This is a genomic window from Erythrobacter sp. F6033 (assembly GCF_023016005.1).
Lineage (GTDB): Bacteria > Pseudomonadota > Alphaproteobacteria > Sphingomonadales > Sphingomonadaceae > Erythrobacter.
Genome location: NZ_JALKAZ010000001.1, coordinates 893,354 through 916,687, shown reverse-complemented (window position 1 = coordinate 916,687; position 23,334 = coordinate 893,354). Strand labels below are relative to the sequence as shown.

The window sequence follows — 23,334 nt, the reverse complement described above, 5'->3', positions numbered from 1 at the left end:
ACTTTTCTTACCGTTCGGTAAGCATATGTCACATTCCCTAGCGTAATGCAAGAGGCAGACCGCTTTGAGCGACAATTTGCGCGCGCTCGGCTTGCGGAATCAGATAGACATTGCTAGGCGCGCGCCAGCTTCGCAGGAGACCCCCAACCAGGCCTCCGATCCCGAGGCGATGTATCGTTATTCTCGAAGATCCTAAAGGACATCGAACGCGTGGATATTTCCGCCGGAATTCAGGCTAGCCTGGCAGGCCGTTACGCCTCAGCATTGTTCGAACTCGCAAGCGAGGCCGGCACGGTCACCGCTGTCGAGTCCGATCTCGCCAAACTGGCGGGTGCGTTGAGCGAATCGGATGACCTTCGCGCTGCCACCACCAACCCGCAACTTACACGCAGCGCCCAAGGCGAAGCGATTGCCGCGGTTGGCAAACATCTGGGTCTCGCCGACCTGACAACCAATTTTCTCGGTGTGCTGGCGTCAAACCGCCGTCTGTCGTCCTTGGGCGACATGATCACCGCGTTCAACACCATCGCCGCCGCCCAGCGCGGTGAGGTCACCGCAACAGTTTCCAGCGCGCATCCGCTTTCGGACAGCCAGCTTGCCACGCTTAAGGACAAGCTGACCGCCCGCGAAGGTCGCACTGTAATGTTATCTGCCGATGTAGATCCCGAGCTTCTCGGTGGCCTCGTCGTCACAATCGGTTCGCAGCGCATTGATGCCTCGATCCGCACCCGCCTCAATTCACTTTCCCAGGCCATGAAGGCTTAAAGGACTACGAACATGGAAATCCGCGCAGCAGAAATCTCCAAGGTCATCAAAGACCAGATCGCCAATTTTGGCACCGAAGCGCAAGTGAGCGAAGTTGGCTCCGTGCTTAGCGTTGGTGACGGTATCGCCCGTATCCACGGCCTCGACAAAGTTCAGGCTGGTGAGATGGTCGAATTTGCCAATGGCGTTCAGGGCATGGCTTTGAACCTCGAAGCGGACAATGTCGGCGTCGTGATCTTCGGCTCTGACGCCGAGATTAAAGAAGGCGACACAGTCAAGCGGACCGAAACCATTGTGGACGTTCCGGTTGGCAAAGGCTTGCTGGGCCGCGTTGTTGACGCTCTTGGCAACCCGATCGACGGCAAAGGCCCGATCGAAACAACCGAGCGCAGCCGCGTAGAAGTAAAAGCGCCGGGCATCATCCCGCGCGAATCCGTTTCCGAGCCTGTGCAGACCGGCCTCAAAGCTGTTGACGCTCTGGTTCCTGTTGGCCGCGGCCAGCGCGAGCTGATCATCGGTGACCGTCAAACCGGTAAAACCGCTGTCGCCATCGACACCTTCATCAACCAGAAGGGCGTCAATGCAGGCGACGACGAGAAGAAGAAACTTTACTGCGTTTATGTAGCTGTCGGCCAGAAGCGTTCGACCGTTGCCCAGATCGTTAAACAGCTCGAAGAGAACGGCGCGATGGAATATTCCATCGTTGTCGCCGCGACTGCTTCCGAGCCTGCTCCGCTTCAATATCTCGCGCCATACACTGGCTGCGCGATGGGCGAATATTTCCGCGATAACGGTATGCACTCCGTGATCGTATATGATGACCTTTCCAAGCAAGCTGTTGCGTATCGTCAGATGTCGCTGCTGCTGCGTCGTCCTCCAGGCCGTGAAGCCTATCCGGGTGACGTTTTCTATCTCCACTCACGTCTGCTTGAGCGTGCCGCTAAGATGAGCGAGAGCGAAGGTCACGGTTCGATGACTGCGCTGCCGATCATTGAAACGCAGGCTGGCGACGTTTCGGCATATATTCCGACCAACGTGATCTCGATCACCGACGGTCAGATCTTCCTTGAAACCGACCTTTTCTATCAGGGCATCCGTCCTGCGATTAACGTGGGTCTTTCGGTTAGCCGTGTTGGCGGCGCCGCTCAGACGAAAGCGATGAAGAAGGTTTCGGGCTCGATGAAGCTGGACCTTGCCCAGTATCGCGAAATGGCTGCGTTTGCGCAGTTCGGTTCGGACCTTGATGCCGCGACCCAGAAACTGCTGAACCGCGGTGCGCGTCTGACCGAGCTTCTTAAGCAAGCCCAGTTCTCGCCGATGCCGTTTGAAGAGCAGACTGTTTCGATCTTCGCTGGCACCAACGGCTACATCGATGATGTCGCTGTTGAGCGCGTCAACGAATATGAAGAGCAGATGCTGGCATTCTTCCGCAGCGAACATGCCGACATCCTCGGCGACATTCGCGAAAGCAAGAAGTTCGAAGGCGATGTGAAAGACCGCACCGTCGACGCTCTCAAAGCATTCGCCAAGCAGTTCGCATAAAGGACCGCTGACGTGGCCTCATTAAAAGAACTCAAGGATCGGATCGGGTCGGTTAAATCGACTCAGAAGATCACCAAGGCCAAGCAGATGGTCGCCGCGGCGAAGCTTCGCCGTGCGCAGGCTGCTGCCGAAGCGGGTCGGCCCTATGCCACGCGCTTGGGCGCCGTAATGGCTTCGCTGGCTGGCAAGGTTTCAGGCGACAGCGCTCCGAAACTGCTCGCTGGCACCGGGTCGGACACGCGCAACCTCCTCGTGGTGGTCAACACCGACAAGGGTCTTTGCGGCGGTCTAAACTCGAACCTCGTCAAAGCTGCGAAGGTGAAGGCTCAGGAACTTCTGGCAGAAGGAAAGAGCGTCGAGTTCTACCTCGTCGGTAAGAAAGGCCGTGCCCCGATCAAACGCGAATATGCGAACCAGATCACCGCCGGTTTTGACACTTCGACTGTAAAAACGCCGGGCTTCGAAGAAGCAGATGCGATCGCAGCCGAATTGATCGCGATGTTCGACGAAGGTAAATTTGACGTCGCACATCTTATCTACCCGACATTCCAGTCGGCTCTGGTTCAAAATCCGACCGTCAACCAGCTGATCCCTGTGCCATCGCCCGAAGGCGACGGTGCTGGCGGAGATGCCGTGGTCGAATATGAGCCGGGCGAAGAGGAAATCCTCGAAGAATTGCTGCCACGTTATGTGAAAACGCAGCTGTTCGGCGCCTTGCTTGAACGCGAAGCATCGGAGCAAGGCGCTTCGATGACCGCGATGGACAACGCCACGCGCAATGCGGGCGATCTGATCAACAAGCTGACCATCGAATATAACCGCCGCCGTCAGGCAGCGATCACCACCGAACTTATCGAAATCATTGCTGGCGCAGAAGCGCTGTAATCGAAGGCTAAGGAACCCAAAATGGCCACCGCACCCGCACTCAACCAAATCACGAATGGCACAATCAGCCAAGTCATCGGCGCTGTCGTTGACGTGCAGTTCCCCGGCGAACTGCCCGCAATTCTCTCCGCGCTGGAGACCAAGAATGACGGCAAGACCCTCGTTCTTGAAGTTGCCCAGCACCTTGGCGAGAACACCGTTCGTACCATCGCGATGGACGCTACCGAAGGTCTCACCCGCGGCAGCGAAGTGATTTCGACCGGCAAACAGATTTCCGTGCCGGTTGGCCCGAAAACATTGGGCCGCATCATGAACGTCGTGGGCGAGCCGATCGACGAGCTTGGCCCGGTTGGCGCGGAAAAGACCATGCCGATCCACGCAGAAGCGCCTGCTTTCGTGGACCAGTCCACCGAAGCCGCCATTCTGGTAACCGGCATTAAAGTTATCGACCTTCTCGCACCTTACGCAAAGGGCGGTAAGATCGGCCTGTTCGGCGGCGCCGGTGTTGGTAAAACCGTTCTTATTCAGGAACTCATCAACAACATCGCAAAAGGCCACGGCGGCGTGTCCGTGTTCGCCGGTGTCGGTGAGCGTACCCGTGAAGGTAACGATCTCTACCACGAATTCCTCGACGCAGAGGTCATCAAGAAGGACGAAAACGGCGTTGCTACGCCAGAAGGTTCGAAAGTGGCCCTCGTCTTCGGTCAGATGAACGAGCCTCCCGGCGCGCGTGCCCGTGTTGCTCTGTCGGGTCTCACCATGGCGGAATATTTCCGCGATGAAGAAGGCCAGGACGTTCTGTTCTTCGTCGACAACATCTTCCGCTTTACGCAGGCTGGTTCGGAAGTGTCCGCGCTTCTCGGTCGTATTCCTTCGGCGGTGGGCTATCAGCCAACCCTGTCGACGGACATGGGTAACCTGCAAGAGCGCATCACCTCGACCACCAAGGGTTCGATCACTTCGGTTCAGGCCATTTACGTTCCTGCCGATGACCTTACCGACCCTGCACCAGCGACATCGTTTGCTCACCTTGACGCAACGACCACGCTGAACCGTGCGATCTCGGAACTGGGCATCTATCCGGCCGTTGACCCGCTCGATTCCACCAGCCGCGTTCTCGAACCGCGTGTTGTTGGCCAAGAGCACTATGAGACGGCTCGTAAGGTTCAAGAGACCCTGCAGAAGTACAAGTCGCTGCAAGACATCATCGCCATTCTCGGCATGGACGAGCTTTCGGAAGAAGATAAGCTTACCGTGGCCCGTGCGCGTAAGATACAGAAGTTCCTTTCGCAGCCATTCCACGTTGCGGAAGTCTTCACCGGCATCAACGGCATCTTCGTACAGCTCGAAGACACCGTGAAATCGTTCAAAGCGGTTGTCGACGGCGAATATGACCACCTTCCAGAGCAAGCCTTCTACATGGTTGGCGGCATCGAAGACGTGGTGAAGAAAGCCGCTGAAATGGCTGAGGACGCCTAAGTCCGATGGCTCTTCACTTCGAACTCGTAACCCCGGCTAAGCAGGTCCGCAGCGAAGACGTCCATATGGTCGTCGTGCCCGGCAGCGAAGGCGAATTTGGCGTATTGGAAGGCCACGCGCCTTTCATGAGCACGATCCGCGATGGCGCGGTGCAGGTCTACAAGACCGAAGGCGCAGCGCCCGAGACAATCGAAGTGCGCGGCGGCTTTGCCGAAGTGGGCGAAAACGGTCTGACGGTTCTGGCAGAGCACGTCGAAGCGTAAACGCCTCATATCAGTGAACATGAAAAGGGCGGCCTTCGCGGGCCGCCCTTTTCTGTTTCATATCTCTGAGCAGGCCTCACGCAGCTATCAGCTTTTCCGAGCCGCTGCTTTGGCGGTTATGACCTAGCGAGCGCACATGCTCTTCAAACGCCGCTACTATCTCTTGCTCTTCACATGTCGCTTCGCGCTGCCTTGCCGCGATGTCGGCGAGTGCGTTCGTAGGGACCGCACGCTCTTCCAAAGTATCGCACAGCCGATCGATACCCGCCTTGATCAAATCTCGATCAATCAGATCAAGCATCGATGCGTGCGGCTTTTGAACGAAGTACAGCACCATATTCTGTCCGGATTGGGCAATCACGCGCATGGGCAGACTGATAAACTGCCTGAGGATCACAGCGGCTAGTTGATTGGAATCAAAATTCACACCTTCAGCGACGATAACTTCCGCGTGTGTTTCAGTCACCCACAGGATTGTGACTGGGTAGCTGGTTCCCTTGACCCACAGTTTGGTCGGCAAGCCATCTTCGAGACTGGTGCTGTTTGGAGTGGTCATTTTTTACCCTTACGTATCAGGCGCGTTTTCGCGCTCGCGACCTCAATGCCCCGTAGATATTAACGCGCATTAATCCGGGCAGGTAAAGCCTCGTAACATTTGCAATTCACCCGCCATACCTCCACATTCAATCCAGCAATTCCCCCGAAGGAGAGGACTTTTGAAGCTTGTCTCAACCAAAGCGATTTCATGGGCGCTGGCAGCAGCGATGACCGTCACAGCAACCTCCGGCCTCAGCGCCGACGATCATAAGGCCGAAGCACCGGCAGACGGCGTGCCCGGTCCTGAACAAGACCCCTATATCTGGCTCGAAGAAGCGCGCAGCGATGAAGCGCTGGAATGGGTTGAAAACGAAAACAAGCTGACGCTCGCGGCGCTGGAAACCGATCCACGTTTCGAACAGCTGAAATCAGAAGCGCTTGCGATCTATGACAGCGAAGATCGCATTCCCTATGTCAGCTTCCGTCCGGACGGCCTGTACAATTTCTGGCAGGACAGGGAGAACCCGAAGGGGCTGCTTCGTCGCACTACGCTGGAAAGCTATCAAACCGACGAGCCCGAATGGGAAACCATTCTCGATGTCGACGCGCTGGCAGCTACCGAAGGCAAAGAATGGGTCTATAAAGGTTCGACCTGCCTGCCCCCTGCCCGCAATCTGTGCATGATCGCGCTGTCCGATGGCGGCGAAGACGCAACGATCATGCGCGAATTCGACACCTCGACCAAGAGCTTCGTCGAAGGCGGTTTTGCCATCGAAGAAAAGAGTCAGGGCGGTGTGAGCTGGATTGACGAGAACACGCTGCTGGTAGGTCGCGATTTCGGCGAAGGGACGCTGACTGAAAGCGAATACCCCTTCACCAGCCGCATCTGGGTTCGCGGGACAGCCCTAGCCGATGCTTCCGAAGTCTTCCGCGGCCAAGCAGACGACGTTTGGGCCGGCGCTAGCCTGCTGCGCGACAATTCCGGCACGATCCACGCAATGACAGCGTTTCGCGGCGTGAGTTTTCACGAGAGCGAGTATTTCGTCTCGATCGACGATGATTGGATCAAACTCGACATTCCGAAAAAAGCCAACCCGTACGGCATTGTCGATGGGCATCTGCTTTATTCGACCGATGTCGATTGGGAGACGGATGGTCAGACATTCCCGGCAGACAGCCTAATTGCGGTCAATCTGGAAGAATGGAAAGCCGATCCGAACGGCGCCAAGAAAACGCTCGTCTGGGCTCCGGCAGAGCGTCAGACAAAGCGCGGCGGCGCGATCACCGGCAACGCACTGTTTGTCGGCATGCTCGACAATGTCGTTGGCAAGGTTCTGCAGTTCAACTTTGTTGATGGCGCATGGGTGAGCGAACAAGTTGACCTGCCCGACAACGCAACGGTGGGCATTGCGGCCTCGTCTGACGAGACCGACCAGATCATGTTCACGGTCACCGACTTCCTCAATCCGACGACGCTGTATTACTCGGACGGAACCAGCGCACCGACCGTGCTCAAAACCAGCCCCAGCTACTTTGAAAAAGCCGGAATGGAGGTCGAGCAGCACGAAGCCACCAGCGCAGACGGGACGAAAATCCCCTACTTTATCGTCAAGCCGCAAGGCATGGAGATGGACGGAAGCACCGCGACGCTTATGAGCGGCTATGGTGGTTTCCAGATCCCGCGCCTGCCTGGTTATCTCGGCTCGACCGGAAAGCTATGGCTGGAACGTGGCGGCGCCTATGTGCTCGCCAACCTGCGCGGTGGCGGCGAATTCGGGCCGAACTGGCACCAGACAGCCATCCGCGAGAATAAGCAGCGGACATGGGATGATTTCATCGCCGTGGGTCAGGACCTCGTTGACAGAGGTTTCACCTCGCCGGAGCATCTTGGCATTCAAGGCGGCTCGCAAGGCGGACTGCTGGTCGGCACGGCAATCACCCAGCGCCCTGATCTCTTCAACGCGGCAATCGTGGCGATCCCCCTGTTCGACATGCTGCGTTATCACGTGATCGGGCGCGGAGCGTCTTGGATCGGCGAATATGGCGATCCACGGATCGAAGAACAGCGCAAATGGATCGAGGGTTACTCGCCCTATCAGAAGATCACAGAAGGCGTGGATTACCCCACCCCGTTCCTATGGGCGTCAACCGCGGATGACCGGACCCATCCGGCCCACGCCCGCAAGGGCGCAGCCAAGCTGAAAGAATTGGGTCAGCCCTATTATTACTTCGAAGATATGACCGGCGGGCATTCCGGCGGGGTCGATAATGAACAGCGCGCGAAGCTTCAGGCGCTGCAATATATCTATCTGATGCAGCAGCTGATGGATGAGAAAAACGGCGGCTGATCAACAGGATCGAGTCGAAAATTCAGGGCGGTCCGGGAAATCGGGCCGCCCTTTTTCGTGCCTAAATTCCGTTAGCTGTAAGCCGTTCCGACACTTTGCCATCACTTCGTCGCACGCCAGCCACATGGGGCGTCGTCAACGCGATATTAACCACGTTTGATAGGTCCGGATTAAGTTTATGGGCCTGAACTGACCTTCATAAGAACAGGGGTGTCGCACTTTTGGGGCTTTGTTGAAGGAGTAAATACAGTGGCTTACCCTAGAGATATTTCCATCGCCGATGCCATCAAGCAATATGGCCTGCCAAAGTCGCATCGCGTCTATTGGTCGAAATCGAAAAAGGCCGATGTGGTTCAAGCGGTGCATGATCGCGTGATCAGTTTCCACGAAGCGCGTGACCGGTACCTGCTGAGTCGCAGCGAATTTGAGCAGTGGGAGCGCGAGCTCGGTCACGTGCCCACATCGAAACGGGAACTGGAAAGCGCCTAAACCGTCTGCGTTTTGTAACGCGTTATCCGAAAGAGGCGACCGACAATGGTCAGTCGGTCGCCACTTCGATCATAACTTCATTACGGCGATAACGCCCGGGTACCATCGGAGCATCATAGAACGCATACTCCACGCTTCCCGTGGTCGTCAGGTTCTTTCGCTCGGCCCATTCCATCAAGAGGCCTTCCATTACTTCAAGGTCGCTTTGCCCAGCATACCCGTTGAAGCGCACCGCAGCCATTCGGCGTCCGGGGACTTCGGTTAGAGTGATGTCAGCGGGTGCCTTTGGCAGGGTTTCCAGCGTGTATTTGGCGGGCATGACAAAGCGCATACGCCAAGTGCCCTCATCAGTCTCTTCCTGAATAACAGGCGATGTCATCGCGATCTTTTCGTTCTGATCCACGCGGTCTGTGATGACGGGCGCTGTCATTGCAATATCTTCCCCGCCTTCGGGACGGTCCTGTCCGAAAATATAGGCGGCAAGACGGCGAAAACTCTCTCCGCTGGCGCCGCGGCGATTGCCGGTGTGAGTGACCTCTGCAACGACCATCGGCGCGTATTGGCGCAGTTCGAAACCGTCGTCATCGACAACCACTTCATAGGCGGGCTCTTCGGTGTCGCGGTATTGCGCCATAGCGCCGACGGCCCCGACCAAGGCGATGCCCGCACCTGCGGCGATCCATTTTGCGATACCCATGCTTGTCATCCTGCTGCCTGTTTAACTGTATCAGCAGTTACGCGGGCCAAAGGTTCCCAGATGCCGAAAGCCTAACGTCGCGTGGGCGCATGGAAATCTGGCGGCTTGGAAGCCACCCAGCGGACAAATTTGCTTACCGCTTCATTGGCACAGATGACATCAGGATCATCGCCAATGCGCGCAAGTTCTGCGTTGGTGAAGTTCGCATGGATTGTTTTGTGACAAATCGGATGAACGGGAACGGTGCCGCGCCCCTTCTTGGACTTGGGCACAGGGTGGTGCCACTGGATCAGCGTTTCAAACGGTCGCCCACACAGCCAGCAGGTATTGATTGCTTCCGTCACTTTTTCGGTCATGCCTCAATTTTCGACGAGTGCCCCGGAGACCAAAGTCTATCACGCCAGATGTTTGATGCACTCTTCAAGTTGATTTGTAAGACCAATATTGCGTGCTGACCCGTCGATTGCGGCTTCTGTGTCTTCACGCAGGCTTTCCATACGTTCAAGCAAGCCAGCAAATTGCTCTATCTGATCGTCAGTAACATCGCTCGCCTTACTCGCTTCCGACGCCGAGCCAATCACGCTTGAATGAACCGATCGCAATGCTTCCAGATTGGTCTTCCCGCGCGCATTGCCCTTAGATGTCAATTCGCGCAGATCAGCGCATTCCCGTGACATCGTGCCCGCATCCTCAACCAATTTGGTCAGGCGCTCATCAATTAGCTCCGCCGACTCGCCAGTTGCTGCCGCCAGTTCTCTCACTTCGTTAGCGACCACCTGAAACCCACGACCGTGCTCTCCGGCACGGGCGGCTTCGATCATGGCATTGATCGACAGAACATTGGTGCGATCCGCGACATCAATAATAGTCTTCGACACGTTTTTGACTTCGAGAAAGCTCTTTTCGAAGGCTGAAATTCGTTCGTCAAAAGCGGTAATCGCCTCCATTGATTGATCCATCAATGCGACGATGCTCTGCACTTCGTTGATGATTTCTTCGGCCGCGTTTGCCGTAACGCTAAGGCTGGCTTGCGCCGATTGCGATTGCTCGCGCAGTTTGGCAATTTCGCCGCTCACATCGCGGGAACGATTTATCAATTCACTTACGAATTCGGACCGCTCGCGCGAAGCCTGATTCACCCGTTCAGCATTGGCCCGGACCAGACTCACCAGCTCGGTCGCTCTCTCGCTCGATAGGCTCTTTGTTAATTCTTGATCAGACATTGTTTAGCGAAACTCTCGCTGCGGTTAAATTGAATTGGAATGTTATGGTCAGGCAATCCCAAACTGGCAACGGCTTCAGGGATCAGCCCGGTCGGTTGCGCCCGTGAAGATATCCTCTGTCGCGCCGAATGCGCGCTCTGCTGCGTCATATTGAACGGGCATGATGGCTTGTCCGCCTTCGCATAGCTGGATGGACAATACCTCTTCACCCCGGCTGACAACGACACCATCGGTGATCGCGGGATAGTTTGGTTCGCCCTCAGCAAAATTGGTGCGGACCATGCGGCTGAAAACGATGTAGTCGATGTCTCCGTTGGAGAACAAAATCTGGGCTTCTCCTCCGCCGGAATACATGGTGTTGGCCCATTTGCCGCCCCTTAGCGTCAATTCTGGATTATCGCCGCCATAACGGTATTCCGCCTCGCCTTGCTCTGGAGCACAGACCGCCAGACGCTTGCGGCCAGTGATGGGACAGTAGAAGATTGTTTCTTCCTGCGCGGTGCATTTGACCGGTTTCTTGGCGACATTTGCTTGCTTAGGCGAAGCCTTGGCTATCTCGTCTTGCGATTGTTCGTCCGAGCGGTTTGGTCGGGTTGCGCTCAAGCTCTCCAACCCTGTGTCTGCATCAACCATTTCATCACGAGGGGTATTGTCAGGGGCGCTGCTTCCACACGCGCTCAGCGCGGCTATGGCAAAGGCTCCCCAAAGGATCCTCATTTCTTGCCCGTCCCGCCTTTTTGCGCAGCCTTTTTCTTTTTCATCGCGTCGTGGAAACGGTCCGCCCAGCCCTGCTTAACAAGCTGTTCTGCCCGAACCATGCGAAGCTCGCCGGCGCCGACATCACGGCTCACCGTGCTGCCTGCCGCGACGATTGCATCGGGTCCGATGGTGACCGGCGCGACCAGCGCGCTGTTTGATCCGATAAAGGCGCGCTCGCCGATGGTGGTGTGGTATTTGAAATAGCCATCATAATTGCAGGTGATCGTACCCGCGCCGATATTGGCATTCGCGCCCACGGTGGCATCGCCTATGTAAGAAAGGTGGCTGGCCTTTGCCCCCTTGCCCAAGGTCGCTTTTTTCATCTCGACGAAATTGCCGACAAAGCTGTCTTCTTCAAGCACCGCGCCCGGGCGCAGGCGCGCGAATGGCCCGACTTGAACGCCGGTGGAAAGGTCTGCGCCTTCGAGATGCGTGTAGGCTTTGATGTGGACACCATCGGCGACTTTCACGCCGGGGCCGAACACGACATGCGGATCGATCGTCACATCGCGGCCCAGCTGTGTATCGTGGCTGAAAAACACTGTGTCGGGCGCTTTCAACGTCGCCCCGTCTGCCATCGCCTGTTCGCGGCGTGCTGCCTGCCAACGCTGCTCTACGCCCGCGAGTTCGGAACGTGAATTGATACCGGCGACTTCATCCGCACCAGTTTCCACCACAACGACTTTGTCACCGCGCGCAATGGCATTGGTCGCAACATCGGGGAGGTAATACTCACCTTGCGCATTGTTGTTATCCACCGCATCGAGCAGCGGCCACATATCGTCCGAATGCGCCACGATCAGGCCGGAATTGCAGAGCCGCGTCTTCTTTTCCCGCTCAGTCGCATCCTTGTACTCAACCATTTTGCGAACCGTACCATCATCATCGGCAATTATCCGGCCATAGGCGAGCGGATCAGCGGGTCGGAAACCCAGCACCGCCACCTTTGCGCCTTCATCGAGCGCGGTGGTAAGCTTGCGGACGGTCTCTGCTCCAACCATCGGGACATCGCCAAAGCAGACAAGAATGTTTCCGGCAAAGCCTTCCAGCGCGTCACGCGCCTGCAGCGCCGCATGCGCAGTGCCGTGCTGCGGGTCTTGCAAAGCTGTCGTAATCTCGCGGCCTTCCAGAGCCGCATCAATCTGCTCACGCCGGTCCCCCACGACGACGACCATCCGCTGCGGAGAAAGCTCATCGAAACTGTCGAGCAGATGCATGAGCATAGGTTTGCCCGCAATCGGATGCAGCACCTTGTGCAGGTCGCTTTTCATGCGGGTGCCCTTGCCCGCGGCGAGGATGATGGCGGCAAAATCGGTCATGCAAATATCCATAGCATTTTTATCGTTTGTGCGCGCTTGCCACCAAATGCTTGCAGAATGAAGAACCTTCGGTCACTCGGTCCCCCATGACAGACTTTCCTTTTGCTGCCATCGGCTTCGATCTCGACGGCACATTGCTCGACACTTTCCGCGATCTCGGCACCGCTGTGAACCACGCGCTTGAGCTGGGCGGGTTCGATCCCGTTCCGGTGGACAGCAGCAAAGATCTGATCGGCGGCGGCGCGAAGATCATGCTGGCGCAAGCGATAGACGCGCAAGGCGGCCTGCCGGATGACGAATTTCGCATGCTCTACAAGAAAATGCTCACATACTATTCGGAGCACAATGCGGTCTATTCCGCGCCCTACTCCCATGCCCGTGAGGTGATCGCGGAGCTTAAGGGACGCGGAGTGAAAGTTGCCGTGGTGACGAACAAGTTTGAGGAATTCGCGCGTTCGATCCTGACCCAGCTCGACTTTATCGACCCGTTTGAAACGGTGATCGGCGGAGACAGCATGGGCAAAGGCGCGGATGGGCGGTTCCTTTCCAAACCCCACCCCGAGCCTGTGCTGGAGGCGCAAAAACGATGCGGCGGCGGCAGCTTCGCCTTTGTCGGCGACTCCACCTATGACGTGAAGGCCGCAAAGGCGGCAGGGGTGCCCGTGATCGGCGCAGCCTATGGCTATTGCGACAAGCCCCCGCACGAGCTGGGCGCGGACGCGGTGATTGATTCGCTCGACCGCCTCATTCCCGCCCTTGAAGCCCTTTAAAGCTACGCACTGACCCTACGGCGCGCTTGGCTGACAAAGCGCCTGTTGCAACGCAGCACGAATCCTGCCACCCAGCGCCCACAAGAGTTTACGCGAGCGTAAAGCCCGCACCATAATCAAAATACGCACGGAAGGATTTCATCATGAGCATCGATTTCAAAGATAAGGTCGCCATCGTAACCGGCGCCGGCGGCGGTCTTGGCCGCGCCTATGCCCTCGAACTGGCCAAGCGCGGTGCGAAGGTTGTCGTCAACGATCTTGGCGGATCTCGCGATGGCACTGGCCATTCCGACATGGCTCTACAAGTCGTTGAAGAAATCGAAAAAGCAGGCGGTGAAGCGATCTCCAATGGCGGTTCGGTTACCGAATTTGACCAGATGGAAAAGATGGTCGCCGACGCAAAACAGAAATGGGGCGGCGTCCACATTCTGATCAACAATGCTGGCGTGTTGCGCGACAAGACGTTCCACAAAATGACACCGGACGATTTTGAATTTGTTCTCAAAGTCCACCTGACCGGTTCGGCCATGGTCACAAAGGCATGCTGGGAAACCTTCCGCGAGCAAGCCTATGGCCGCGTGTTGATGACGGCTTCGTCCACCGGTCTGTTTGGCAACTTTGGCCAGGCAAATTACGGCGCGGCGAAACTCGGCCTTGCCGGTCTTACCAAGACGCTCCAGCTCGAAGGCGCGAAATACAACATCCGTTGCAACTCGCTGTCGCCGGTTGCTGGCACGCGCATGACCGAAGACCTCTTCCCGGAAGAAGCCTTCAAACTGTTCGCTCCTGAAAACGTGGTTCCTGCCGCGCTTTACCTCGTCAGCGAAGACGCACCGACCAACGCCATCGTCGGCGCGGGTGCAGGCGGCTACCACTCTTCGTGGGTTGTGATGAACGACGCCGTGTGGCTGCCGGATGGCCAGCGCACTGTCGAAGGCTTTGCCGATCGGTGGGACGATATCAGCTCGTTCACCAACCTCGTCGCCCCGCAATCGGGCAGCGAGCAATCAGGCGCGATCCTGAAAGCGATGCAGAAGGTAACCGGCACCGGACCTGACAGCGCCCGAGGCTAAAACTCGGATAAGTCACCAACAAGGCTTGCAATTTCAGGGCCCTCGCGCAGAAATGCGCGGGGGTCTTTTGCTTTGGAGTGCGAATGACCAGTGGGGTTAATCAGGGGTGTTTTCGTGAAAGCAAGCAATCTGCGCGTTCCGGCGCTTGTCGTCACCGTATTATCGTGGGCTGTGATCGCGTTTTCGCTAATCTACGCGGTGACGCATACTGCTTGGTTGGTGAGTTACACCCAAATGATGGAATCGCCGGTTATGCTGGCAGTGGGCAGCTTCGCCGCGTTGCTCAACATATTTGTCTATCTGCCATCCATTATCGCCGTGCTGGTCTGGATTTACCTCGCACACAGCAACCTTCACCGCGCTGGTGTCGAAGGGCTCAACTATTCACCGATCTGGGCCGCGCTTAGCTTTTTAGTGCCGGTCGCTAATCTGTTTGTCCCGTTCAAAGCCATGCGGGAACTGGCAAACCGCAGCGCGGGCGAACCGATGGAATTGGCAGACGCCGACGTCGACGAAGTCTTTAGCTGGTGGGGATGCTGGATCGGATCAATGGTTGTCGGCATGGTCATGGCGTACACCATTCTGGTCACGATTGTGCCGTGGCTCTGGATGACAACACCGTTCTGGGCAAATCAGGTCATTGTAATCCTTGCCAGCATTCTGACCGCAGGCTCAGCGTTCTTTCTGATCAGAGTTGTGAAGCTGGTTACTGACAATCAAATCGACGGCGCCAGCATGGCGAGCACGTTTGAGTAAGGCCATTCTGACTGTGCGATTTGCTGATTGGCCAATAGGGAACGCAACTTCATATGACGACTGAGAATGAACCCGATTTTGAGCGGCTAGCTCTGATAGCTTCGATAACGAAGCCAATTATAGTTGCAGCTGGCGCCGCAAGCTTACTAGCCGCCTTGGTCTCAGCGCTGTGGCTAAATGGTCAATGGCCGGACTATTCGATCATCGCTTGGGGCCTTGGCAGTTTTGAATTCATTGTGCTGGGCAGCATCGCATTGCTCGTCGCCAGCTATATCGCGGTGAGCTTTTGGTTGTATCGGGCGCACACGAACCTGTTGGCATCGGAAATGCCGGGTGCGATCACGACAGGAGGATGGGCAATCGCGTGGTATGCGATTCCAATCGCGAACCTGTTCAAACCGTTTCAGTCCATGAAAGAGCTCTGGACGGGAAGCGTCGATGGCATGATCGATGCCAATGAAACTGCGTCAGGCTTGCTTTGGGCATGGTGGCTAACCTGGTTATTTGGCAGTCTCGGAGGCTTTGGTGCCGACTATGGCTGGTTGGATGTCGCCGTATTCATATCAACCGCGATATCAGCCGGGCTGCTGTTCATTATAGTGGATCGCATCACCAAAGCGCAGCCAAGTATGTCGGTCACCTCTACCTTTGAGTAGCGCCGCATTGTGCAGCGTATTGACACAGTAATACACCTAATCTAGCCTCCCCGCATTATTGGGAGAACCGCTATGTATAGCGAAGATGATATCAACTCGGCTGTCGATGCCGGAGCGCTGAGCCCGGAAGCGGCCCAGAGCTTTCGCGGATATATGAGTAAGGTCCGCGAACTGCCGCGCTCTTCGGAAGAAAACTTCCGGCTGATCAACAGCTTCAACGACATTTTCGTGGCCATCGGGATCGTGATCCTGCTGCTCGCAGTCGGCGCAATTGGTCAGGCTATCGCGGGTATCATCGCTCCTGCGCAGGATTATTGGGAGCTGTGGCAGACGTTCCCAGACCCCACCGATGCGCAAATGGAAGCGTGGCGGGATGCGCAAAACCTGAATCAGGCGCTCTCGATATCGCTCGCAGGGCTCGCCGTGGCTGTCACCGCTTGGCCGCTAGCTGAATTCTTCACCAACAAACGCCGAATGGCGCTTCCCTCGATCTTGCTCTTGCTGGCCTTTGTCGGCGGCATCTTCGCCAGCATACTCGGGATCGGCATACTGATGGTTGAAAACGGTAATGAACGACTGGGTGCAGTCGTCATTTCGCTTGCGGCGCTCGTCGCTGCTGGCGGGGCCTATCTGCATTGGCGGCGTTTCATGGTTCCGATCACAGTGGCGGCTGGCGCTGCTGCGGTGGCGGGTACCGTAATCGGATTGATCCTTGCTGGTATCGGTCCGGACAATGTCGAGGAAACCCTCGTGCTGTCGCTCGTATTTGTAGCAGGTCTTGCCGTGTTCGCCCTTGCGATGCGGTGGGACATTTCCGACCGTGAGCGCACGTCACGCCGCAGCGATGTGGCTTTCTGGCTGCATCTGACCGCCGCCCCCATGATCGCGCATCCGATCTTTGCCATGATCGGCGTAACGGACGGTGACAATATCGGCATTGGCGCTGCTATCGCCGTGGTGGCTGTCTACATCGGATTTGGTCTGATCGCCCTCGCAATTGACCGGCGTGCACTGCTTGTCTCGGCCCTGGCCTATGTGCTGTTCGCGCTTACATTCCTGTTCCGTGAATTTGGCGCTGTGGAGCTGAACTTTGCACTGACCGCGCTTGTCATCGGCTCTGCTCTGCTCAGCCTCTCGGCCTTCTGGCAGCCAATCCGGCGCAGCGTTGTTTCGGCATTGCCTGAAGGCTTGCAGGAAAAACTGCCAGCAACCAGCGACGCAGCACTACCCGCGGCGGCCGCTTCCGCTTGATTGTCCCTCAGTCCCCGTCGATCGCCTTTACAAGGCGCCGTTCGACGGGGGCGAGGACGTTCGCCAGATCGGATCCACGTTTCAGAACCTGACCGTGTTCGCCAAATAGCGTCCACATGCCCTGCTTATTGCGCAGCGCAGGGCGTTTTTCCAAACGGGTATGCGGGCGTTCTGCGGCCCGGCGAAAGGCGGCAAAGCACGCCGCATGTTTGTCGAAATCCATCGCATAATCGCGCCATTCACCCGCCACGACCATGCGGCCATACAGGTCCATAATGCGCTGCAATTCCAGCCGCTCAAAGCCAACCTGGGTCGCATTTCTACCGGGAAACGCGACGACCTGTCCGGACCCGCTCGCGCCGATGCCTGAACTCATCAGCTACCGGTCCCGCTCTTTTTGGGATCGAGATCGAGCGACACCTGCTCGGGCGGCTTTGCTGCGGCTTTCAGCGCGTTGATCTCAGCGCGCATCGCAGCGAGTTCACCTTCAAGCTTTTCGATGCAATCGACACGGTTGCCCTCTGCGTCTTCGCAATTGGGCGTGCCGTAAGGAATGAACTCTTTGATCCATTCGTCCGCCGGAACCAGCGTTGAACGCGCTTTAAGCCCCACCATCGTCGCGCCAGAGGGCACATCGTCCATCACAATCGCATTTGCACCCACACGGGCGCGCTCGCCGACGGTGATCGGGCCAATGACCTGCGCACCGGAGCCGATAATCACATTATCCTCAATCGTCGGGTGACGTTTGCCACCCTGCCCGTTGGTCGGGTTGGTGCCGCCCAGTGTCACGCATTGATAGATCGTGACATTATCACCGATCTCTGCAGTCTCTCCAATCACGGTAAAGCCATGATCGATGAAGAAATTCTTGCCGATTGTCGCACCGGGATGAATGTCGATCGCGGTCAGGAAACGCGCCGTGTGATTGACGAAGCGCGCGAGAAAATAGAGCTTTGCTTCAAACAGCCAGTGCGCAACGCGGTGAAAACCTACCGCCAGAACACCAGGATAAAGCAGCACTTCCCAACGAGAGCGCGGTGCGGGGTCGCGGGCCTGGATCGAGTCCAGATAGCTTTTCAGACGGTCGAACATGGCATTTTTCTCCCACCAAAACCGGTGCGATGCAAGATCACGCTAGAACAGCTTTTGTTGTTCGGGCCCTTGCAAAGCTTCCAGAGCCGAGCGCCAAACAGACATGGTAGCCGGCGTCTGACGTTCAAGGCTTATGCGATCAATCGTCGCGACGAGCTTCTCCAACGCGGCGAAGCTGCGCTCTGTGCGAGGCACAAGGTATTCGGCGGCGCCCTCCGCCAGTGATAGCCCGCGCTGCTGCGCTAAAGCTTCGATCATTTGCGCAGCCATCTCATCATCGGGTTCGCCAATCTGAAGCTGCAACGAACCACCCAAACGCGACGCAAGATCGGGCAGCGCGATTTCCCATGGCTGCATATCGGCGATGATCAATAAGGGCTCACCCGCTTTAGACCCGCCTTTCTGGCTGGCGTTCCAGCGGTGGAACAGATCGTCTTCATCCAACGCATCAGCGCCATCGATCACGGCAATCCCCTGCCCCTCAGCCCATCGGCCCAGCAAAGTTTTGCCAGACCGCTCGGGCCCGGTCAGCACTGCGGTGTGGAAAGGCCAACTTGCCGGATCGCGCAGCGCCTCAATCACATGCGCATTGGCGTTGCCGACGACGATGCGCTGCGCCTCACCTTTGCAGGCCGGAGGCAGCGGCAAAGCCGTTTGCAAGGATGGTTTCGAAGCCTTCGCCATGACGCGCCGCGCTTTATCGGCTGATCGCGAGCGCGTTTGCACCCTGATTGACGGCAAACCCGCGCGCCCGCAGCGCCGCCGCAAGCTGATCAAGCGACCCGGCATAGCTGACACTCATCACCGAAGTGCCGCCAATCGCAGTGCTTGTGACCGATAGACCGCGGACACCGCCCGCCCCGCGAACACCAGACAGCGCGGCGTCGAAAGCGGACGCATCCGGCGTGGCAAACTGCACCACAAAGTTAGAGGTCGTGGCTGGCGGCGGTCCGGGCACGCCCGGCTGCTCTGTGCCTGCCGGATTGTTGGCGGCTGCGGCTGCAGCCCTCGCGGCGGCTTCGCGCGCTTGGATCGCGCGGCCAACTTCGATCAAGCGCGCAATCGCCGGATCGAGATCGCCAGAGCCACCGATCCGCAATGTGGGATCAGGCTGCAGCTTTCCAGAGGCGAGCGCGGCTTCATATGTGGCATCCATCCGTTCGACCGCTTGACCCAGCATTGCAGGCAATTGAGCCGGGCTTTCTGCGGTCAGTTCGAACGTTTCAAGCACGCGGCTGTCCGGGCCATAGCGTGTCGTGAATGTGCCGGTGACTGGCCCGCCGGGGAATTGGTATTCTAACCGAGCGATTGGCGTCAGCGCATCAGCCGCGCCGAATTGGTCGAGGGTCGAGCGCCACCACGCACGGCTGCGACGTCCGGTTTGACCGTATGTAAGCAAAAGCGAATCACCGCCTGCACCCGTTGGCCGCACATAGTCGATTCGGCTCGTTCCCGGATTGAACTCCGCCCAAGCCCGCTGCCACGGATTGCGCACTTCAAATGTGGTGTAGGCGCCCGCGCTTGCAGTGACCGGAATGAGCAGCATCGGAGCCGATGAACGCGCGGTCGACGCTCCGCCAAGATACCGCGCCGCTCGCTGCCGATCGAAAATCACCCCGAGAGTCGCAATGTAACGTTTGGGGCCAATCCGCTCGCGCTGAATCACGATTGAAGAAACCATGCTGGCCAGTTGGCCATCGGAAACAGGTGGGCCATCCACACGGCTCCACGCCTCACGCTGCGCCTTTCGCCACGCTTTCTCTCGCGCGTCCTCGGCATTGTCACCGCGTTCATCTACCTCGATACCGCGCACTTCGACATCTGAGGACGACGCCGTTGGCGCGATGCCGCGTTCGCCGGAAACTTGCGCCAACACGAAAGCATATCCGCCGCCCAGCAACGCGAGCGCAATGATCGCCGCTGCAAACCGCCGCAACCACGCAGGCGCCATCGACCCGTTTGCGGGTGGAATAAGGGCCTCTTTGGAAGGGCCAGGATGAGCAGAAGTCACAGCCATCGGGGAAATCAGCGGCCTTTTGCCTAAAGGCGAGTGGAATTCCAAGCGGGAATAGGTAAACGCATGGGCATGACTTCGGGGATTGTATGACTTCTGACACACCTTCAAGCGGGAAAAGCGGCTCATCTGGCTATACCTATGCTGATGCAGGCGTATCGATTGACGCGGGTAACGCGCTTGTTCGGGCTATCGCTCCGTTGGCAAAAGCAACGGCGCGTCCGGGCGCGACAAGCGATCTGGGCGGGTTCGGCGGATTTTTCGATCCGAAAGCTGCTGGTTACGAAGATCCGTTGCTGGTCGCGGCCAATGACGGTGTTGGCACCAAGCTGAAGCTCGCTATCGATCACGATCGGCACGACAGCGTCGGCATTGATCTGGTCGCGATGTGCGTCAACGATCTGATCGTTCAGGGCGCAGAGCCTTTGTTCTTCCTCGACTATTTCGCCACAGGGCATCTCGAAAACGGCGTTGCCGAACGGGTCGTCGCGGGCATTGCCGATGGCTGTAAGCAAGCAGGCTGCGCGTTGATTGGCGGCGAAACAGCCGAAATGCCCGGCATGTATTCCGATGGTGACTATGATCTGGCCGGGTTCTGCGTCGGCGCTGTCGAGCGCGGCGAACAGCTGACAGGCGAAAAGGTCGCGCCGGGGAATGTCTTGCTCGGCCTTGCTTCATCGGGCGTGCATTCAAACGGCTATTCTCTGGTGCGCAGGCTCGCGAGTGATTTCGGCTGGAAGCTCGATCGCCCGGCTCTTTTTGATCAAGATCGCCTGCTGATCGACATTCTGATCGAACCAACGCGAATATACGTGAAGAGCCTACTGCCCCTAATTCGGGACGGTTCCATCAACGGCCTTGCCCACATCACTGGCGGCGGCCTGCTGGAAAACATCCCGCGCATCCTGCCCGATGGCGCGCATGCCATGGTGGATGCCGATAGCTGGGATCAGCCGCGCCTGATGGCGTTTTTGCAAGCGCAAGGGAATATCGAGCCATCCGAAATGGCTCGCACGTTCAATTGCGGTGTCGGGATGGTGCTCGCGGTGGAAGCAGATAAGGCAGACGCAGTTGCAGCCCACCTGACCGAAGCCGGAGAAACCGTTGTGCGCGTGGGCACAATCGAGGCAGGCGAAACCGGCTGCACCGTTAGCGGTTCACAAGGAACATGGTCCGCGACCAGCGATTGGGAAGCGACGCACCTTGGCTGACGCAGCCTCTCAACGGGCCAAGGTCGCGATCTTCATTTCCGGCAGCGGCACCAATATGGCCGCCCTGCTTTACGCCAGCCTGTTGGATGACAGCGCTTACGAAGTTGTGCTAGTCGCCAGTAACAAGGCGGATGCGGGTGGCCTCGAAATCGCTGCAGCCGAGGGCGTCGAGACTTTCGTTCATTCGCACAAAGGCCATTCGCGAGAGGCGCATGACGCCGCGATGGAAGACGCGCTGATCGAATCGGGTGCGCAATATCTGGTCCTCGCGGGCTATATGCGCATTCTCTCGGACGAGTTTGTGCGCCGGTGGGAAGGACGCATCCTCAACATCCACCCTTCGCTGCTTCCCAAGTACAAAGGGCTGGACACATATGCGCGCGCAATAGCAGCCGGAGACAGCCATGCAGGCGCGAGCGTCCATGTCGTAACACCGGAGCTGGATGCAGGCGAAGTGCTGGCTCAGGCGCGCGTCGCGATCCGAGAAGGTGAGACACCGGAAACTCTGGCCGGACGGGTAAAGTTTGCAGAGCATCAACTCTACCCCCGCGCCGTCGCCGATTACGTCTCTCGCGGGCTCAACCCAGATTACTTGCTTGGCCGCGTGAGCGAACTCGCGCTTGCCTTGCCGGAAACGCATAGCCGCGAAAGCCACGGCGCACCGGGATTTCGCGTCGGCAGCGAAAAAGCAGGCAAGTTCTTCGCCTATTTCAGCGACCGGCATCATGGCAGCGAGCATATCGCCTTGCTCGTCAAGACAAGCGGCATGGACGAAATGCTGGGCCTGATCGAAGCGCAGCCGGACGTTTACTTCAAACCCGCATTCTATGGAGCGAGCGGCTGGATCGGCCTTATCCTCAACCGTGCCGATGTGGATTGGACGCATGTTGAAGAGTGGCTCATGCGCAGTTGGCGCAGCGTCGCACCTGCGAGGATAACGAAACTTCAAGACGCTGCGGATATGTTCTGAATATTGTGGTTCCAGAACGATCCCACCCCCTTGCCCGAGCACCGATCATCGACAAATCCAATGGCTGGCTTGAACAGGCATGGAGCAAAGGGTGGCTTCCTCCGCCCTCTCTCGATCCAGATGATCTTTGGCATTCGGCTACCAAAAATCTGGGTGATCGAGCCAAGGATGCTGAAGCAGCCGCGCGTTCGTCTGAGGATGTTGCCGACTTCCGCCTCCGTCTGGAAAAGCTGGTCGCTGCGATTGAAAACGAAGCCGACCTGAACCCGATGGGACGGACGATGGCGTGGGGTCAGCTAACCCGAGTCATCAAAAACAGGGTTCGGTTTGGCGCGTTATGGTCGAAAAAGCCGCATCTACTCGAAACCCAACTCGCTCCGCCAATCATTGTGATCGGCCATATGCGCAGCGGAACGACGCGCATTCACAAGCTGCTCGCGGCAGACCCGGCGCACTCGGCCACTCGGTATTGCGATGCGATGCATCCTGTGCCGAGCATTCCCGATCTCCGCCGGATCAAAGGCGCATTTGACCTTATGATGATGCGACGGATCAATCCCTGGATTGACGTGATCCACCCCATGGCAAGCGGCGCAGTTGAGGAAGAACTTGGTTGGATCGCAGCGGCTCTCAACCATTCGATCTATGAAGCGCAGTGGCACATCCCGTCTTACACAGCCTTCTCCGAAGCACGCGACCCTGCACCGATTTACCGCGAATTCTCACGTATGCTGCGCAGCGATGCGGCTCATCGCGGGCTCGCAAATCGCCCCCGCGTGTTTAAGGTTCCTGCTTTCTCAGAAGACCTCGCGACGCTTCTTGCGCAATTTCCGGACGCCAAGCTGGTTCTTGCGGAGCGTGATAGCGAAGCCGTGTTGCGCAGCGCGGTATCGCTAGTGGCCAACCAGATGGCGATCCAATGCGACACCTGTGATCTTGAATGGATTGAACAGGAATGGCGCCGCAAACTGGCGCTTCGCGAAGACCGCATGGCTTCGGCGCTCGCGAACTGGAAAGGCCCAGTTGCCCGCTTGCATTTCGATGCGCTCAACGCCGATTGGGAAGGTGAAATCACGCGCACCTACAGCACGCTGGGCATGGATCTGACACCAGACGCGCTGAGAGCAATGCAGTCGCAGATGTTAGAGAGCCAGTCGGGCCGTCACGTTGCACATGCAGACCAATTGGCCCGCTTTTCCCAAAAGTAATTCCGGCATTTCGTAAATACGAGC

At 57.6% G+C, this 23,334-nt stretch carries 25 protein-coding genes; 15 read left to right on the top strand and 10 right to left on the bottom strand.

Annotation, left to right across the window (positions count from 1 at the left end):
* Positions 1-210 precede the first annotated feature (210 nt).
* The 5 genes from MWU39_RS04280 to MWU39_RS04260 are packed head-to-tail and all read left to right on the top strand — an operon-like array spanning position 211 to position 4,934.
* Positions 211-765, top strand: a complete 555-nt coding sequence (locus tag MWU39_RS04280) for a F0F1 ATP synthase subunit delta (protein ID WP_247158736.1) — start codon at positions 211-213, stop codon at positions 763-765.
* A gap of 12 nt (positions 766-777) precedes the next feature.
* Positions 778-2,307, top strand: coding sequence for a F0F1 ATP synthase subunit alpha (gene atpA / locus MWU39_RS04275; RefSeq protein WP_247158735.1), 1,530 nt, complete (start codon positions 778-780; stop codon positions 2,305-2,307).
* A 12-nt stretch (positions 2,308-2,319) separates the two neighbouring features.
* Complete coding sequence (locus MWU39_RS04270) at positions 2,320-3,192, top strand: F0F1 ATP synthase subunit gamma (protein WP_247158734.1); 873 nt, start codon at positions 2,320-2,322, stop codon at positions 3,190-3,192.
* Positions 3,193-3,213: 21 nt separating this feature from the next.
* Positions 3,214-4,671 carry a F0F1 ATP synthase subunit beta gene (atpD, locus tag MWU39_RS04265; protein ID WP_247158733.1) on the top strand — a complete coding sequence of 486 codons (1,458 nt, stop codon included), beginning with the start codon at positions 3,214-3,216 and terminating at the stop codon, positions 4,669-4,671.
* A gap of 5 nt (positions 4,672-4,676) precedes the next feature.
* On the top strand, positions 4,677-4,934 hold the full coding sequence (locus MWU39_RS04260; RefSeq protein ID WP_247158732.1) for an ATP synthase F1 subunit epsilon: 258 nt from the start codon (positions 4,677-4,679) through the stop codon (positions 4,932-4,934).
* Positions 4,935-5,010: 76 nt separating this feature from the next.
* Here MWU39_RS04260 and MWU39_RS04255 read toward each other — a convergent pair whose 3' ends face one another.
* Complete coding sequence (locus tag MWU39_RS04255) at positions 5,011-5,490, bottom strand: hypothetical protein (protein ID WP_247158731.1); 480 nt, start codon at positions 5,488-5,490, stop codon at positions 5,011-5,013.
* A 160-nt stretch (positions 5,491-5,650) separates the two neighbouring features.
* On the opposite strand from MWU39_RS04255, the gene MWU39_RS04250 reads away from it, so the two are divergent.
* Positions 5,651-7,819, top strand: a complete 2,169-nt coding sequence (locus MWU39_RS04250) for a prolyl oligopeptidase family serine peptidase (protein ID WP_247158730.1) — start codon at positions 5,651-5,653, stop codon at positions 7,817-7,819.
* Positions 7,820-8,068: 249 nt separating this feature from the next.
* Positions 8,069-8,308 carry a DUF1153 domain-containing protein gene (locus tag MWU39_RS04245; RefSeq protein ID WP_247158729.1) on the top strand — a complete coding sequence of 80 codons (240 nt, stop codon included), beginning with the start codon at positions 8,069-8,071 and terminating at the stop codon, positions 8,306-8,308.
* Positions 8,309-8,357: 49 nt separating this feature from the next.
* On the opposite strand, the gene MWU39_RS04240 is transcribed toward MWU39_RS04245, so the two are convergent.
* The 5 genes from MWU39_RS04240 to glmU form a co-directional block, all read right to left on the bottom strand.
* Positions 8,358-9,005 carry a heme-binding protein gene (locus MWU39_RS04240; RefSeq protein ID WP_247158728.1) on the bottom strand — a complete coding sequence of 216 codons (648 nt, stop codon included), beginning with the start codon at positions 9,003-9,005 and terminating at the stop codon, positions 8,358-8,360.
* A gap of 71 nt (positions 9,006-9,076) precedes the next feature.
* Positions 9,077-9,361 (bottom strand): HNH endonuclease, encoded by a 285-nt coding sequence (locus MWU39_RS04235; protein WP_247158727.1) that lies wholly within the window; start codon positions 9,359-9,361, stop codon positions 9,077-9,079.
* A 39-nt stretch (positions 9,362-9,400) separates the two neighbouring features.
* The gene (locus tag MWU39_RS04230) at positions 9,401-10,228 is read right to left on the bottom strand and encodes a methyl-accepting chemotaxis protein (protein WP_247158726.1); all 828 of its coding nucleotides are present in this window, start codon (positions 10,226-10,228) and stop codon (positions 9,401-9,403) included.
* Between the two features lie 75 nt (positions 10,229-10,303).
* Positions 10,304-10,945 carry a hypothetical protein gene (locus MWU39_RS04225; protein ID WP_247158725.1) on the bottom strand — a complete coding sequence of 214 codons (642 nt, stop codon included), beginning with the start codon at positions 10,943-10,945 and terminating at the stop codon, positions 10,304-10,306.
* Entirely contained in the window at positions 10,942-12,306 is a 1,365-nt protein-coding gene (gene glmU, locus MWU39_RS04220) for a bifunctional UDP-N-acetylglucosamine diphosphorylase/glucosamine-1-phosphate N-acetyltransferase GlmU (protein WP_247158724.1), read from the bottom strand. Before glmU ends, MWU39_RS04225 begins: the two co-directional genes overlap by 4 nt.
* 86 nt (positions 12,307-12,392) lie before the next feature.
* Between glmU and MWU39_RS04215 the strand changes: the two genes are divergently transcribed.
* The 5 genes from MWU39_RS04215 (at position 12,393) to MWU39_RS04195 (ending at position 16,812) form a co-directional block, all read left to right on the top strand.
* Entirely contained in the window at positions 12,393-13,076 is a 684-nt protein-coding gene (locus MWU39_RS04215) for an HAD-IA family hydrolase (RefSeq protein ID WP_247158723.1), read from the top strand.
* A gap of 143 nt (positions 13,077-13,219) precedes the next feature.
* Positions 13,220-14,149, top strand: a complete 930-nt coding sequence (locus MWU39_RS04210) for an SDR family NAD(P)-dependent oxidoreductase (RefSeq protein WP_247158722.1) — start codon at positions 13,220-13,222, stop codon at positions 14,147-14,149.
* A 114-nt stretch (positions 14,150-14,263) separates the two neighbouring features.
* A complete protein-coding gene (locus MWU39_RS04205; RefSeq protein ID WP_247158721.1) occupies positions 14,264-14,905 on the top strand; it encodes a DUF4328 domain-containing protein in 642 nt (213 codons plus the stop codon).
* A gap of 53 nt (positions 14,906-14,958) precedes the next feature.
* Positions 14,959-15,561, top strand: coding sequence for a DUF4328 domain-containing protein (locus tag MWU39_RS04200; RefSeq protein ID WP_247158720.1), 603 nt, complete (start codon positions 14,959-14,961; stop codon positions 15,559-15,561).
* Positions 15,562-15,633: 72 nt separating this feature from the next.
* Positions 15,634-16,812: a hypothetical protein gene (locus tag MWU39_RS04195; RefSeq protein ID WP_247158719.1), complete on the top strand. Its 1,179-nt coding sequence runs from the start codon at positions 15,634-15,636 to the stop codon at positions 16,810-16,812.
* Between the two features lie 7 nt (positions 16,813-16,819).
* Here the strand turns inward: MWU39_RS04195 and MWU39_RS04190 are convergent, their stop codons facing one another.
* From MWU39_RS04190 to MWU39_RS04175, 4 genes are read right to left on the bottom strand one after another with little or no spacing between them, the layout of a single operon-like run.
* Entirely contained in the window at positions 16,820-17,188 is a 369-nt protein-coding gene (locus tag MWU39_RS04190) for a DUF2794 domain-containing protein (RefSeq protein ID WP_247158718.1), read from the bottom strand.
* Positions 17,188-17,907: a serine O-acetyltransferase EpsC gene (gene epsC / locus MWU39_RS04185; protein WP_247158717.1), complete on the bottom strand. Its 720-nt coding sequence runs from the start codon at positions 17,905-17,907 to the stop codon at positions 17,188-17,190. The genes MWU39_RS04190 and epsC overlap by 1 nt, the downstream gene beginning before the upstream one ends.
* A 42-nt stretch (positions 17,908-17,949) precedes the next feature.
* Positions 17,950-18,591: an ATPase gene (locus tag MWU39_RS04180; RefSeq protein WP_247158716.1), complete on the bottom strand. Its 642-nt coding sequence runs from the start codon at positions 18,589-18,591 to the stop codon at positions 17,950-17,952.
* Between the two features lie 13 nt (positions 18,592-18,604).
* On the bottom strand, positions 18,605-19,858 hold the full coding sequence (locus MWU39_RS04175) for a heavy-metal-associated domain-containing protein (RefSeq protein ID WP_247158715.1): 1,254 nt from the start codon (positions 19,856-19,858) through the stop codon (positions 18,605-18,607).
* A gap of 152 nt (positions 19,859-20,010) precedes the next feature.
* Here MWU39_RS04175 and purM point away from each other — a divergent pair, with 152 nt between their 5' ends.
* Genes purM through MWU39_RS04160 form a run of 3 tightly spaced genes read left to right on the top strand, consistent with a single transcriptional unit; the run spans position 20,011 to position 23,310 of the window.
* Entirely contained in the window at positions 20,011-21,132 is a 1,122-nt protein-coding gene (gene purM / locus MWU39_RS04170; RefSeq protein ID WP_247158714.1) for a phosphoribosylformylglycinamidine cyclo-ligase, read from the top strand.
* Positions 21,125-22,102 (top strand): phosphoribosylglycinamide formyltransferase, encoded by a 978-nt coding sequence (gene purN / locus MWU39_RS04165; protein ID WP_281501068.1) that lies wholly within the window; start codon positions 21,125-21,127, stop codon positions 22,100-22,102. The genes purM and purN overlap by 8 nt, the downstream gene beginning before the upstream one ends.
* Before the next feature lie 5 nt (positions 22,103-22,107).
* Positions 22,108-23,310, top strand: a complete 1,203-nt coding sequence (locus MWU39_RS04160) for a sulfotransferase (RefSeq protein ID WP_247158713.1) — start codon at positions 22,108-22,110, stop codon at positions 23,308-23,310.
* The last annotated feature ends 24 nt before the right edge of the window (positions 23,311-23,334 follow it).

Coding starts and splice junctions, on each gene's coding strand:
- MWU39_RS04175 (WP_247158715.1), bottom strand. CDS start 19,858: ATGGCGCCTGCGTGGTTGCGGCGGTTTGCAGCGGCGATCATTGCGCTC.
- glmU (WP_247158724.1), bottom strand. CDS start 12,306: ATGACCGATTTTGCCGCCATCATCCTCGCCGCGGGCAAGGGCACCCGC.
- MWU39_RS04225 (WP_247158725.1), bottom strand. CDS start 10,945: ATGAGGATCCTTTGGGGAGCCTTTGCCATAGCCGCGCTGAGCGCGTGT.
- MWU39_RS04230 (WP_247158726.1), bottom strand. CDS start 10,228: ATGTCTGATCAAGAATTAACAAAGAGCCTATCGAGCGAGAGAGCGACC.
- MWU39_RS04215 (WP_247158723.1), top strand. CDS start 12,393: ATGACAGACTTTCCTTTTGCTGCCATCGGCTTCGATCTCGACGGCACA.
- MWU39_RS04255 (WP_247158731.1), bottom strand. CDS start 5,490: ATGACCACTCCAAACAGCACCAGTCTCGAAGATGGCTTGCCGACCAAA.
- MWU39_RS04195 (WP_247158719.1), top strand. CDS start 15,634: ATGTATAGCGAAGATGATATCAACTCGGCTGTCGATGCCGGAGCGCTG.
- purM (WP_247158714.1), top strand. CDS start 20,011: ATGACTTCTGACACACCTTCAAGCGGGAAAAGCGGCTCATCTGGCTAT.
- MWU39_RS04200 (WP_247158720.1), top strand. CDS start 14,959: ATGACGACTGAGAATGAACCCGATTTTGAGCGGCTAGCTCTGATAGCT.
- MWU39_RS04210 (WP_247158722.1), top strand. CDS start 13,220: ATGAGCATCGATTTCAAAGATAAGGTCGCCATCGTAACCGGCGCCGGC.
- epsC (WP_247158717.1), bottom strand. CDS start 17,907: ATGTTCGACCGTCTGAAAAGCTATCTGGACTCGATCCAGGCCCGCGAC.
- MWU39_RS04180 (WP_247158716.1), bottom strand. CDS start 18,591: ATGGCGAAGGCTTCGAAACCATCCTTGCAAACGGCTTTGCCGCTGCCT.
- MWU39_RS04260 (WP_247158732.1), top strand. CDS start 4,677: ATGGCTCTTCACTTCGAACTCGTAACCCCGGCTAAGCAGGTCCGCAGC.
- atpA (WP_247158735.1), top strand. CDS start 778: ATGGAAATCCGCGCAGCAGAAATCTCCAAGGTCATCAAAGACCAGATC.
- MWU39_RS04240 (WP_247158728.1), bottom strand. CDS start 9,005: ATGGGTATCGCAAAATGGATCGCCGCAGGTGCGGGCATCGCCTTGGTC.
- MWU39_RS04190 (WP_247158718.1), bottom strand. CDS start 17,188: ATGAGTTCAGGCATCGGCGCGAGCGGGTCCGGACAGGTCGTCGCGTTT.
- atpD (WP_247158733.1), top strand. CDS start 3,214: ATGGCCACCGCACCCGCACTCAACCAAATCACGAATGGCACAATCAGC.
- MWU39_RS04235 (WP_247158727.1), bottom strand. CDS start 9,361: ATGACCGAAAAAGTGACGGAAGCAATCAATACCTGCTGGCTGTGTGGG.